This is a genomic window from Kitasatospora sp. CB02891 (assembly GCF_002803145.1).
GTDB classification, from domain to species: Bacteria; Actinomycetota; Actinomycetes; order Streptomycetales; family Streptomycetaceae; genus Kitasatospora; species Kitasatospora griseola.
Genome location: NZ_NNBO01000009.1, coordinates 22,089 through 36,067, shown reverse-complemented (window position 1 = coordinate 36,067; position 13,979 = coordinate 22,089). Strand labels below are relative to the sequence as shown.

The following is a 13,979-nucleotide window of genomic DNA, read 5'->3' as shown; positions in this document are numbered from 1 at the left end:
CGCCCACAGTCCGTTTTGATCCGGAGACAGACAGTATGCGAAGCATGTGAAATGCGTCACGCGGAGGTGGCCCTGGTGAACGTATTGACGGCACGCGGTGAGGAGTTGGTAGAGTCCCGCACCATTTCGGCGATCGTTCAGCGGGCCTGTTGGTCTCCGGACGGCGAAGCCGGGCCCCACCCTCGTCGTTCGAGAGGATGGGGCCCGGCCGTTGAGAGGCTGCTGTCAGCGTCGGTGACGGCTTCGCCTACGCCTTGATGGGCGCAAGCTGGAACTTCTCGTTGTTGTCACCCTTGCAGTCCCACAGAATGATTGACGTCCCGTTGTCCCAGACAGGTCCGGCTCCGCTGACATTGAGGCAACGGTTGCTGGCGGGGTTTCGGAGCTGTCCGTCAGCGGTCCATTCGAACTTCTCGTTGCCGGCATCGGCGATGCAGTCCCACAGGATGACCGGTGTGCCGTTGTCCCAGACAGGTCCGGCTCCACTGATGTTCACGCACCGGTTGCTGGTCTGGTTGTAGAGCCATCCCTCAGCGGTGAGCTGGAACCGCTCGTTCGGGTCACCCTTGCAGTCCCAGAGGATGATCGGCGTGAAGTTCGGCCAAGTCGGCCCGGCGCCCGAGACGTTGAGACAGCGGCCGCTGGCAGGGTTGCGAAGCTGACCGACAGGACGCGGGATCTGGTCGTCAGCCACCACCTGGAACTGCTGGGTGGCGGCTCCCGCGACACAGTCCCAGAGCGCGATCGGTGTGCCGTTGGCCCAGGTCGGACCTGCACCGGTGAGGTTCAGGCAACGCCCACTGGCGGGGTTGCGCAGCTGGCCGTCGCCAGTCCACTCGAACTTCTCGTTGCCTGCTCCGGCAACGCAGTCCCACAGCACGATGGCGGTTCCGTTGGCCCACGTGGGGCCCGTTCCGGAGACCTGGAGGCATCGGTTGCTGGCGGGGTTGCGCAGCTGGCCGTCGGAGGTGAGGCGGAACTTCTCGTTGTCCGCGCCGACGATGCAGTCCCAGGCGATGACCGCCGTGCCGTTGGCCCAGGTCGGACCTGCACCGGTGAGGTTGAGGCAACGCCCGCTGGCGGGGTTGAGGATCTCGTACGCCCGGCCGCTCTGTGAGGCGATCCAGGAGCCGAGGTCGTCGACCCGTACCTGGTAGGCGCCGGTGCGGGTCTCGGTGCTGTTGGCACCGCGGCAACCACCCTGCCAGGAGCGGGAGATGACGCCGGTGAGCGCGGGCTTGCCGTTCTCGGTGCGCCAGGTCGGCCCGCCTGCGTCGCCCTTGCACACGAGGCTGGCGGGGTTCTTGGCCGCAAGATCGAACCCACTGCCGCCGACAGCGCCGACGGTGAACGCAGCGGTGTGCAGCGTGCCCGGTGCCCATTGGGTGGCGGTGCGGCCGAAGCCGGCAGCCTGCAGGCTCTCGCCGGCCGTCGGGGCGGTCGTGCTCACGGCGATCGGAGCGAGGGGGGCCGGTCGCGAAAGGCGTGCCAGCACCACGTCGCGGTCGGCGTGCGGAACGATCTCGACGACGCTCGCGGTGTGTCCGCCGACCGTACCGAGGTCGGTGCGACCGATGATGGCGGTGGTGGGCGACTTCGGTGCGCCTGCGGTGACGTCGACCGGGTTGGCGGGGTTGTCGGAGAAGCAGCTCTTGGCAGCGAGGACCCAGAGCGGGTCGACGAGTGCGCCGGAGCAGGTACGCCCCTGGTCACCGATGGCCAACTGGGCGTTGAACGCGAGCGCCGGATCGTTCTGGGCGGTGGACGGTGCACCGGCCGGGCCGGTGATCCGCAGCTCCTGCAGAGTGGACTTGGAGCCCGCCTTGGCGGCTGCGCCGACATTGACGGCACTGCCGGCGGCAACGTCGACGCTCTGCGCCGCGCCGTCGGTGGTGAGGCCTGCCTTGACCGACCGTCCGGTGGTCTCCAGTCGAGTGGTGTCGGGAATGTTCAGCGCGAGGTAGCCGGTGGATCCGGGCGCGACGAAGCAGATGCGGTTCTGAGGCAGCGTGATACTGGCGGCGGTGACGGTGATCTGGTGGGGGGCATCGCACGGGACGGTGGTGATCCGCCCGTCTCCGCGGATGAGCGAGGCACCGGTCGTCGCGAGGACGTTCTGCGCGCCGGGGTAGGTCCCGTCCTCGATCGCTGCGTGCGCGGCGGCATTGGCCGACGAATCGAACGCAACGGTGCCGAGATCGAAGGCCGTGTTGGGGCCGGTGGCGGTGAATCCCGGGTCGGTGGTGGTGCCGGTGCGCGTGCCGGTCCAGGTCTGGAGGACGCCTTGCGAGGTGATGCCCCACAGCGAAGGTGCGCCGTTGCCGGTGAGGTCGCCGTCGGAGCCGATCCGCGGCCAGGCGGCGGCGGTGATGCCGGTGGCGGCCGTCTTGCCGGCCGAGATGCCGGTGGCGACGGGGTAGGTGATGGTGATGCCGTTGGTGTCGGTGCTGCTGACGGTGGTGACGGTGAAGGTGTGGGCGGTGACGTCGCCGGTGATCCGGTTGCGGGCCCACAGGCCCGGGCGGCTCTGGCCGGCCCAGTCTCCGGGGCTGATCAGGTCGCGGTCCTTCCAGCCTGTCGCGGCCAGCCGCACCGGGTTGGCGAAGCTGTTGTCGACCGCCGAGGGGTAGTACCAGAGCGCGGCGTTGCCGGACGGGTCCGTCTCCGTGGTGACCAGGCCGGTGCGGTTCTGGGCGTGGTTGGCGATACTTCGGTCGGTCGAGGCGGGGTCGCCGATCGCGGCGATCTGCAGGGTCCCGGACCAGGTGGCGGCGTAGCCGGTGCAGTCGGGGTTGGCGGCGGTCACGACGCAGGCCGGCTTGGCCAGTTCGACCTTCGTGTCGAACACGCCGTTGACGCCGGTGTTGCCGGGGTTCTTGTAGACCCAGAGCTTCGGATCGCCGTCCTTGTGTGCGATCAGGTCGTCGACGTCCGGACCGTTGCGGAGGCTGCCGCGGTGCGTGGTGCGGTAGTTGGCCCAGGAGTCGCCGCCCGGAGACTGTCCCGTCGTCGCGGCGACGCTGTTCTGCGGGCCGGTGGCGGGAGTGGTGTAGGCCCGCAGGTCGCCTGAGGGACCAGCTGTGATCACGTCGGGCGTCCGGCTCGGGTCGGCATTGACGTCGCCGTACACCGGGGCCGGCCCATTGGGGTTCCAGGGCACGTAGAAGGTGTACTGGCCGACCGGCGAGATGTTCCCGGCGTTGTCCTGCGCCTGGACGTAGAGGACGTTGGTGCCCCAGCGCCCCGGGGTGACGGGAATCTTGCCCGCGGGCATGGCGCTGCCGCACTTCCAGTCACCGTTGGAGCTGAACTGCGGGTCGAAGCTCCACCGCAGGCAGGTGACACCGGAGGTGTTCAGGCCGCTGGGGTTGGGGTCGGTCGCCGTGAACGGAACGTACCCGCTCTGGCCGGCCCGCAGCGTGGTGACCTGGCCGTTGCCGGACGACGGGAACTGCGTGCTCGGGTCCGCGACCGTGGCCGGGAAGGTCAGGGTGGGCGGGGTCAGGTCGACCTTGAAGTAACAGGTGGGCGTGGGACCTCCCCAACCGACACCGTCGAGACCGTCGGTGGAGAACATGCTCCAGCCGTAGGCATGACCGTCCTTGAGCGTTCCGCCGGCCAGCCACCACGAGGCAGTGCTGCCGTTGCCGACGAAATCGGAGTATCCGCTGGCGATATCGGGCACGCCGGGCAGGTTGTAGTCCCAGATGTGGTTCCAGGTCTTCACCTGCGCCTGCGTGGGACTCGAAACGGTGGCGGTCAGCGCGACGGCCTGGGCCTGGGCGCTGCCCGCGCCGAGCCAGGCCCAGGTGGTCGAGTCACCGTTGCCACAGGCCTGGTTGCTCTGCGCCGGGCTCACCGTCCGGGGCGCCGGGTACACACCAGGGTTCGCCGGCGGGTTGGGGGCCCGGTCGTAGGTGATGCTCAGCATCGGGGAGCTGACGCGCTTGAACCCGTACGCGTCGCTCTCGTTGCCGTAGAGGCCGAACGTGAGGTAGTCGTAGGTGGGCCCGTACTGTTGGAGCGCGCCGCTGACGTTGTAGTTGAAGCCGACGTTGTTGTAGCAGCCGGTGTGGCCGGACCCACCGATCCACCGGCTCCCGTCGAGGCTGCCGCCGACCTTGCCCGGCTGGTTGTTCCAGTTGGTCCCGTTGGAGATGCTGCCGGTCAAGAACAGGTCCAGCGGATAGGTCTTCGAGCAGTCGAAGTTGGCGGAGACGTACTCCTGCAGGTCGACCTGCGCGCTGTTGATGACCGTTCCGCGGAGCGGCCTGGTGTCGAACTGGAAGAAGGACCGGTAGACGTCGGCGGGGATGCAGCTGTTGCCCTGCGGGTAGGTGCCGCACACGCCCACGCCGGGGTACGAATTGTCGCTACTGCCGGAGCGCATGTAGTTGCCCGAGTCGGTGGCGTGCGCGGACTGCACCCACGTCCAGGCCGAGGCACCGGTGTTCCACGGAAGCCAGGCCGGGTCGATGTAGTAGGGCGCAGTGCCATGGGCGAGCAGGTCCTGACTCGGCGTCAGAGTGAGCCCACTCGCATCGGCGGCGACCGGCATGGTGGCGACAGCCGCGCTGGTGCCGGGGCCGTCCACACTGCTCACCGCTCGTCCGTCACCCGTACTCGAGGCGGCCTGCATGGTGACGGACCGGCTCTGTGCTGCCTGCGTGGCGCTGTCCCACATCCGCGGGGCGGGCGCCGTCCACCGGGGCTTCCCGTCGGCCGCCTTCGCGCTCAGCGTGCCGTCCTTGTCGGCCGTCACCGTGACGCCGTCGGCCTCGGTCGAGAACTTCAGGCTCTTCAACGCCTGCCCGACGGCGGCTTCCTGGGTCTTGACGACCAGCACGGTCGACATCCCGCCGTACTTGCCGGCGGTGACCTTCAGGTCGACATCCGGGATGACATTCGGGTACAACAACCCGGTTCCACTGTCGTCCAGTTGAGGCGTCGGCAGGTCGAACGGCGCGCTCAGCGCGAGCTTCTTCCCGTCCGCACTGGTCATCGTCGCCAGCGGACCCTTGCCACCCGGGGACAGCACGACACCCCCGGCAGCGGACTTCGGCGCCCAACTGCCGTCCGCAGTACGCACCAACGACGCATCGAGCGCCGCCCAGCCGCCGTCCCGCTTCACCCGCTGCTGGTCCGGATGCGCGGTGAACGCGAAATGCCCGTCGGGCGTCGCCGACGTCTCACTGAACTCGGTGGTCAGCGAATCGACCACCACCCGCTGCCCGGTGGCCTTCGCCTTCACCAACGCCCGATCGGCGTCCGTCTGCGGGCGCTGCTGCTCCCGCTCCTTCGCAATGGCCGCAATATCGTCGGACGACGGCAGCCCGACCCCCTCCGCCGCGAACGCGGCAGGAGCGACCGGCCCGATCGTCAGGGCTACCGCCCCGACGAGGGCCACAAGGCGCGGCGGGGCGGTGCCCCGGCGGCGTCTGGACACAGTGCTCTCCTCAAGCTGAAAGAGCCTCATAACGCTTGCGCGTAGAGGTCGGCAGCACGGTCTTGCATCCGAAGGTCCGTGCGCAAGCAACTTGAGAAGCCGCGGTCCGTTTTGATCCGGAGACAGACAGTATGCGAAGCGCCTGATATGCATCACGCCGAAGTGACCACAGCGAGCGTATTGACCGCACACAGTGAGGAGTTGGTAAATTTTCGCACCATTTTGGTGATCATTTGACAGGCCCTTGGGCCTGTCACACACACTGGGGGTACACGTGTCATCGGCACGTCGTCTCACACGCCGACGAACAGACAGTCCGTCACTACTGCGCAGACTGGCCACCGTTACCGCGGTCAGCGTCGTCGGATCTCTTCTCGCACCGGTCTCACTGGCGGTCGCCGCCGGACCGGACTACTCGCGCAAGTGGTCTCCGCCGAACACCCCGCTGCCCGCCACCAAGTCCGTGGACGGCCACGACGTTTCCGCGATCGCGGTGACGAAGCCCGCCCACCCCGTCCCGCCCACCTGGCAGCCCCCGAAGACCACCCACCCGCTGCCGAAGGGCCGCGCGGAGGTCCGCCTCGGCACCTCACCCGCCGCCAAGCAGCAGGCCCACTCCGCGAACCAGCGGCCGGCGGCCGGCTCCGACACCGCGGCCGCCGGCCTCCCGGTCAGCCTCGCGCCCATCGAGGGCTCGGCACTCGGCGGCCAGAAGATCCAGGTCGAGGTGATCGACCCGGCCACCAGCAGCGCCGCCGGCATTCCCGGCCCGGTCCTGACGCTCCGTCATGGCGAGTCGGAGGCGTCCGGCGCGCTGCGGGTGAACCTCGACGCCACTGCTCTGACCGAGAGCTACGGCGCCGACTGGGTCTCCCGCATGCGGCTCGTGACGATGCCCGCCTGCTCCTTGACGACACCTCAGGTCGCGGGCTGTCTGGCCCAGACCCCGGTCGAGTCGCAGGTCGACCTCACCGCGAAGAAGGTCAGCGGTGACGTCGTCCTGCCGGGCGGCGACGCTGCCGCTGCCAAGAGCCAGTCGCAGGGCGTTGCCGCGGCGGCTGCCCCGCAGGGGGTGGTGCTCGCGGCGGTCACCGGATCGGACAGCGGCGCAGGCAAGTACTCCGCGACCCCGCTGAACATCTCCCAGGCGTGGTCCGCGGGTTCCTCGTCCGGGTCCTTCAGCTACTCCTACCCCATCCAGGCGCCGCCGACCCTGGGCGGTGCCGCTCCGGCGGTCGCCCTGTCCTACGACTCGGCTGCGGTGGACGGCAAGACGTCGTCCACCAACTCGCAGGCTTCCTGGATCGGTGACGGCTGGGACTACAGCGCGGGCTTCGTCGAGCGGAGCTACCAGTCGTGTTCGAAGGCCGGGATCACCAACTCCGGCGACCAGTGCTGGGCCGGGGCCAACCTGACCCTGTCGCTGGCGGGGCACTCGGGCGAGCTGGTCCCCCACGACGCCTCCTGCCAGGCCGGCGCACCCGCCACGACGGAGCAGTCCGCCTGCACCTGGCGCCTCAAGGGTGACGACGGCAGCAAGGTCGAGTTCCTGACCGGCGCCAGCAACGGCACCTGGAACGGCTCGTACATCAAGGTCACCGACACCAGCGGCACGGCCTACTACTTCGGCCTGGCCCACCTGCCCGACGCCTCGGGCAACCCGTCCACCAAGGGCCCCGACTCCGGCTCGGCCTGGACCGTTCCGGTCTACTCCCCGAACGCCGGCGACCCCTGCTACGACTCCGCCAAGGGCAAGGCCTCCTGGTGCCAGATGGCCTGGCGGTGGAACCTCGACTACATCGTCGATCCGCACGGCAACCTGATCAACTACACGTACGCCCCCGAGACCAACTACTACAGCCGGGGCGGCGCCCAGAACAACGGAACCGGCACCAGCACCGCGTACACCCGGACCGGTGTGCTGCAGTCCATCGCCTACGGCCAGCTCCTGAGCGACCAGATCACGGCCAACGGCGCCTACAAGTCGGCCGCGAAGATCCTCTTCGCCTCCGGTGAGCGCTGCGTCACCTCGACCTCGGCCTGCGACACGGCCAACCGTACGTCGGCGAACGCCGCCAACTGGCCGGACGCCCCGCTCGACCAGCAGTGCGCCCAGACCGGCGCCTGCACCAACTACGGGCCGACGTTCTGGTCCTCCAAGTGGCTCAACTCCATCACCACCCAGGTCCGTTACAACGGCGCCTACCAGGACGTCGACCTGTACACCCTGGACCACCGCTTCGTGGACGTGGTGAACACCACCGAGAACACCAAGGTCCCGTGGCTGGGCTCGGTCAAGCGCACCGGCAAGGACACCCAGGCCTCCACCACCGAGGTTCCCCTGAACCCGGTGTCCTTCATCGAGGTGCTGCTGCAGAACCGGGTCGACGGAACCAACCTGGTCCCGTCCCGCCCGGCCTACAACCGGCCCCGCATCCAGCTGATCACCACCGAGACCGGCAGCACCATCGGCGTCGACTACTACCCTGCCGACTGCTCCCGCATCAACAACGTCATGCCGGGCTCGGCCGACACCGACACGCGCTCCTGCTACAACGTCAAGTGGCACAAGCCCAACGACAAGCCGGACGCCGACCCCGTCGACGACTGGTTCCAGCGCTACCCGGTCAAGACCGTCACGGTCAACCCGGGCACGCCGGGCTCCGCCACCATGACCACCGCGTACAGCTACGGCGCGGCGGCCTGGCACCGCAACGACTCGCCCTTCACCGACGACAAGGACCGCACCTGGGACCAGTTCCGCGGCTACGCCACGGTCACCACCCAGGCAGGCAGTGGCGCTGACGGCCCGAAGTCGCAGAGCACCGTCACCTACCACCAGGGCATGGACGGCGACATTACCTCAGCCGGAACGCCCCGCAGCATCACCGTGACCGGCCCGATGGGGACTTCGGCCACGGACTCCGACTGGCTGTCGGGGCAGGCCCTGGAGAACGACAGCTACAACCAGGCCGGCGGAACGGTCACCTCGTACTCCGCCGCGACCAGCAGCGAGCCTACGGTCACCGCCACCCACAACCAGACCGGGGTGCCGGCCCTGACGGCCCGGTACAGCGCCAAGACCAACGTGGCGACGGTCAAGTCCCTCAAGTCCGACGGGACTTGGTTCACCGCGACCCGCACCACGGTGGCCGACCCCACGCACAACAACCGGACCGTCTCCGTCCTCGACACCGCGGACGGCGCGACAGACACGTGCACCCGCACCTCCTACGGCAGCGGCCCCGACCTCCAGGTGACCGCCCTGGTCTCCGAGGTCGTCACCGTCTCCGGTGCCAACGCCTGCTCGGCCACGCCGGACTCCCAGAACACCCTGACCTGGTCCAGGGTGCGACACGACGGCAAGCCGCTCGGAGAGGCAGGCGCAAAGGCCGAAGTCACGGCCACGGAGAACCTGGACCGCTACGACGGATCCACCGCCGTCTTCGTCACCGACGCGACCACCACGTACGACGCGTACGGGCGGCCCCTGAGCGCCACCAACCCGCGGGTCACGGACAGTGCCCACCCGGCCGGAGCCACGGTGACCACCGCGTACTCCGCCCCGCAGGCGGGCGAGCTGCCGACCGGTACCACAGTCACCAGCCCGGCGCCGGCCGGTGCTGCCGACCAGAGCACGGGTCGGACGACCGTCACCACCTTGGACTCGGCCCGAGGTCTGACCCGCACCGAGACCGACGCCAACGGGCGCACTGCGACCGTCGGTTACGACGCGCTCGGCCGCACCACCGCGGTGTGGCTCCCCGGCCGCGGCACGTCCCTCACCCCCAACACGGCCTACGCATACGCCATCCCCGGCGTGGTCGCCAACAAGGTCGTACCGCCGAGCACCACCACGACCGCTCTGGTGGGAACCAGCACCACTGACGTCTACAGCACCGCGAAGTCCGTGCAAATCATGGACGGTGTCGGGCGGGTGATCCAGACTCAGTCGACTCCGGCACTGTCCGGATACACCGGACGCATCCTCGCCGAAACCGCCTACGACTCGCACGGCCGCATGACCCGAGCGAACGGCGCCTGGTACAACAGCGTCGCCGGACCGGGCACCGCACTCTACGAGGCGCAGACCACCAAGGAGATCCCTTCCCAGACCCACACCGTCTACGACGGCCTGTCCCGCCCGGTCAGCAGCGAGTTCATCGCATACGGCACCCTGCAGACCACTTCTTCGACGGCGTACCCCGGCGCTGACCGCGTCGACGTCACTCCGCCGACCGGGTCCACCCCGACCACGGCTGTGACGAACGCCCAGGGCAAGCAGGTTCAGCTGTGGCAGTACCGGACCGCCACTGCCACCGGCAACCCGGCGGACGCCGACATCACCAAGTACACCTACACGGCGACGGGCCAGCCCGCCACCCGCACGGACGCGGCCGGGAACACCTGGACCTACACCTACGACCTCCACGGCCGACAGATCTCCTCGACGGACCCCGACACCGGCACCAGCACCATCGGATACGACGCCGCCGGCCGGGTCGCATCCACCACCGATGCACGCGGACGCACCGTCACCACCACGTACGACCTGCTCGGGCGCGCCGTAGCCACGTTCGACGGCGCGGCCGCGGATCCGGCCAAGCAGTTGACGGCCCGTACCTACGACACCGTGCTCAAGGGCCAGCCCAGCACCACGACCCGTTACACGGGCGGAACTGCGGGCGCTGCCTACACCCGGGCCATCACCGCGTACGACACCGCCTACCGGCCGACCAGCGCCACCACCACGATCCCCGGATCGGAGTTCGGCGCCACCACCCCGTTCACCTACACCTACAAGCCGACCTACGACCAGGTCACCGGCCTGCTGCTCAACGACGTCCTCCCGGACGCAGGTGGTATCGCCGCAGAGCGTCTGCGCTACACCTACGAGGCCTTCGGCACCCTGCAGTCCTTCGCAGCGGACGGCGGCAAGACCTACGACCTTTCGAACGACTACGACGCCTACGGCCGGCCGATCCGAACCACGGTCAACCCGTACGGCACCCAGATCGTCCTCACCAACACCTACGACGAGCCGACCGGCCGTCAGCTGACCCAGCTGGTCGACAAGCAGACCGCCGCCACCGGCGCGGTCCAGCAGACCACCTACGCCTACGACCCCGCCGGACGGATCTCCGCGATCCGCACCATCCCCGACAACACGCCGTCGGCGACCGACCTGCAGTGCTTCGGCTACGACTACCTCAACCGGCTGACCACCGCCTGGACCGACACCGGTGCGCTCAACCTCCTGCCCAACCCGACGGTCGGCGGACGCGGCGCCTGCGCCAACTCCACGCCCACCAGCGGAGCCGTCGCCCCGGCGAAGAACACCGTCGGCGGCAGCGTCCCGTACTGGCAGGACTACACCTACGACCTGACCGGCAACCGCAAGAGCCTCACCCAGCACGACCCGAGCGGAGACAGCGCCAAGGACACCGTCACCACCCAGACCTTCACCCCCGACGGCACCGTCAACTCCGGCAACGGCAAGGGCGGTCCGCACGCACTGATGTCCTCCACCGCCGTCACCGGCGCCACCAGCGTGCTGAACACCAGCACGTACGACGCGGCAGGCAACACCGCGACCCAGTACGTCTACAGCGCCGGCATCACCAACTACACCTGGAACACCGAGGGCAAGCTCGACACCGACAAGCCCGCGGTCCAGATCCAGGGCATCGGCGGCAAGTGCCTCTTCATGCGCGGCAGCAGCAGCGCCGCCAACACCCCGGCGGAGCTCAGCACCTGCAACTCCAGCGGCGCGCAGAGGTTCGCCACCACCGGCAACCTGCTCAAGATCATGGGCAAGTGCCTGACCGCCATGGGCACCACCTCGGGCTCCGAGGTCCAGCTCCAGTCCTGCACCGGCAACGCCACGCAGACCTGGACGCCTCAGCCGAACGGCACCGTCCTCAACGTCGGCACCAACCTGTGCCTGGCCGTCCCCGGTGATGTCAGTACCAGCGGCACCGCCACCGTCGTGGCCACCTGCGGCACCACCACCGTTCCGGCCGGTCAGAAGTGGACCGTCCCCGACAACTCCACCACCTACGTCTACGACGCCGACGGCAACCAGCTCGTCCGGCACAACCCCGGCAAGACCACCGTCTTCCTCGGGGCGGACGAACTCACCTACGACACCGCTGCCAAGGCCACGACCACCACCCGCACGTACCAGATGCCGGGCGGCCTGACCCTGGTCCGGCAGGGCAGCACAGCGACCTACCAGGTCAGCGACCACCACGGCACCGGAAACCTCGCCCTCGACGGCACCACCCTGGTCGAAACCCGCCGCGCCACCGACCCGTTCGGCAACCCCCGCGGCGCCCAGCCCACCACCTGGGCCGGCAACCACGGTTTCGTCAACGGCACCAAGGACGACGCCACCGGCCTCACCAACCTCGGAGCCCGCCAGTACCAACCCACCACCGGCCGCTTCATCAGCCCGGACCCGCTCCTCGGAGCGAACGACCCGCAGCAGTGGAACGGCTACGCCTACAGCAACAACAGCCCCGTCAACGCCAGCGACCCCTCCGGCCTGATGGCCTGCCGCTCGGCCGACGAGTGCGACAACGGCACTCAGGTGGGCATGAACTATCCCTCGCTGGAGGGTCTCTCGACCACCGCTACAGCAACAAACGGTCACGACGCGGATGGCACTGGTCATCAGCGGCGCGGCACCAAGAGCAACGGTGAGTGCTGCCGGGTCCAGAAGGTCGTGGTCTACCCGGGGGTCGCAATCCCGGAGAACTGGGACAAGGGCGAGGAATTCATCGATGCGCTCTACAAGCGGATGGAGGGATTCTGCAAGGGCGACTACGGAAAGAAGAGCTGCCCCTACACCAATCCGGACTACCCGCCGATGGAGTACTCGCTGCAGTTCACCATCAGGGGGGCGTGTGCCGACATCGGCTGGAACAACTGCCCGTCGTATCTTCGGGACTGGCAGACTCTGTTCGCCATCGCAGCCGATGAGATCGGACCTGGCCACGACGGTGGCGGAAACCGACTTACAGCCGGAAAGAGCTCCCCGGAGAACATTCTCGCCAGTCGCGGCATCGGCAGTTCCAGTGCTAGAAGTCAGTGGCGTGCAAACCAGGAGTCATTTGGATCGTCGTGCCAGAATAGTTTCCCAGCTGGCACGCTCGTGCTCATGGCAGACGGCACGACCAAGCCGATCGAGCGCGTGACGCAAGACGACATGGTCATGTCCTCCGATCCGGAATCCGGCGTCACCGGCCCCGAGCCGGTTATCGCAACCATCTTCACGCCTGACGACACGCAGTTCACCACCCTCACTATCACCGAAAGTGCGTCTGGAGTCGTCTCCGAGTTCACCTCCACCGCCCACCACCCGTACTGGGACGCCACTACCGGCCAGTGGACTGACGCGAAGGACCTCACACCCGGCCACGAACTGCAAACCGTTCGAGGCGCCGCTACGGTCGCCTCCGTCTCTTCGTACAACACCTCCGCGCGAGCGGCATACAATCTGACGGTCGCCGAGTTCCATACGTACTATGTGGTAGCGACTGACACCTCGGTGCTGGTCCACAACGCCGGGCAGTCCCAGACGCCACCACCGATTATTCAGAACGCTATTGACATGTACCTCCGGGGCCAGCTCTCGCAGCGCGAGACCGGTCCAAAGAATAATCGAGTGCTCGACTTCTTTCGGGGCGATACCGGCCCGAGGCCCGCTCGAGCATTCTGGGGGGGCGCCAAGATATATGACGTCCCGAATGGAGGTAATGATTATCGACTCCTAGTCAAAAGTGACGGCACAATCGGATGGGTTGAACCCACAGGCGGCAGGGAAGGCGCCGGCCACAATTATGACGCAATCAAAACTTACAAGCCTGGGTGCTGACGGTGGTGAAAATGCCTCTCAACAGAGCTGAAATTTCCGCTCTATGCGATGCCGCAGGATTGATATTGCTCGATATCGCAGGTGTAACCGACGTCATCCCAGCCGATGCGGCATGGATGGCATCGGCCTGTGGATCAGACGATGGCCGATTCGACGAGGAGTTCGAGTTCCAGGATCCAGACCTCGTACGCAACGCAAATGAAGCCTGGTTTGCCATAGCACAGAGGCACAGACTCCTGGATCAGCGAAGAGAGTTTCTTCTGTCGCTGGCAGTTCTCGAGTCCGACAGATTCCCGGTTTCGCGCTGGGCGCTGGTGAAACTGAAAGACGAATGGGACATCATCGGCGCCGGAACGGCGAACGGACTCCTTGGGGGCCCCTATGGTCGACCAGGTTTCGTCATGGTGTCCAAAACGGGGTACACAGTAGTCGCTGGAACTACATGGCAAGATGGCATCAGCATCATTTCCTTGCCGAATCCCCATCGCGCATCGGCGATACGAAAGTTCATGACAAGAACCCCAGAGGGATCCGTCACCGACGAGGAGTATGAAAATATCCAGAACTGGCTATCTCGCCCACCGAATGACACGGGACGCGCGTTCGAAAAATGACCTCTCTGGAATCGCTGGTTCACAGTTCGACTCGCCGCGA

At 67.5% G+C, this 13,979-nt stretch carries 3 protein-coding genes; 2 read left to right on the top strand and 1 reads right to left on the bottom strand.

Translation table 11 applies throughout. The features are described from left to right. Nucleotides 1–247 precede the first annotated feature (247 nt). The gene (locus tag CG736_RS38650; protein ID WP_157815665.1) at nucleotides 248–5,638 is read right to left on the bottom strand and encodes a ricin-type beta-trefoil lectin domain protein; all 5,391 of its coding nucleotides are present in this window, start codon (nucleotides 5,636–5,638) and stop codon (nucleotides 248–250) included. A gap of 271 nt (nucleotides 5,639–5,909) precedes the next feature. Between CG736_RS38650 and CG736_RS20530 the strand changes: the two genes are divergently transcribed. Together CG736_RS20530 and CG736_RS36365 are read left to right on the top strand one after the other, a co-directional pair. Beyond that, nucleotides 5,910–13,325: an RHS repeat-associated core domain-containing protein gene (locus tag CG736_RS20530; RefSeq protein WP_100587662.1), complete on the top strand. Its 7,416-nt coding sequence runs from the start codon at nucleotides 5,910–5,912 to the stop codon at nucleotides 13,323–13,325. Continuing rightward, a complete protein-coding gene (locus CG736_RS36365) occupies nucleotides 13,319–13,939 on the top strand; it encodes a hypothetical protein (protein WP_157815664.1) in 621 nt (206 codons plus the stop codon). The genes CG736_RS20530 and CG736_RS36365 overlap by 7 nt, the downstream gene beginning before the upstream one ends. The last annotated feature ends 40 nt before the right edge of the window (nucleotides 13,940–13,979 follow it).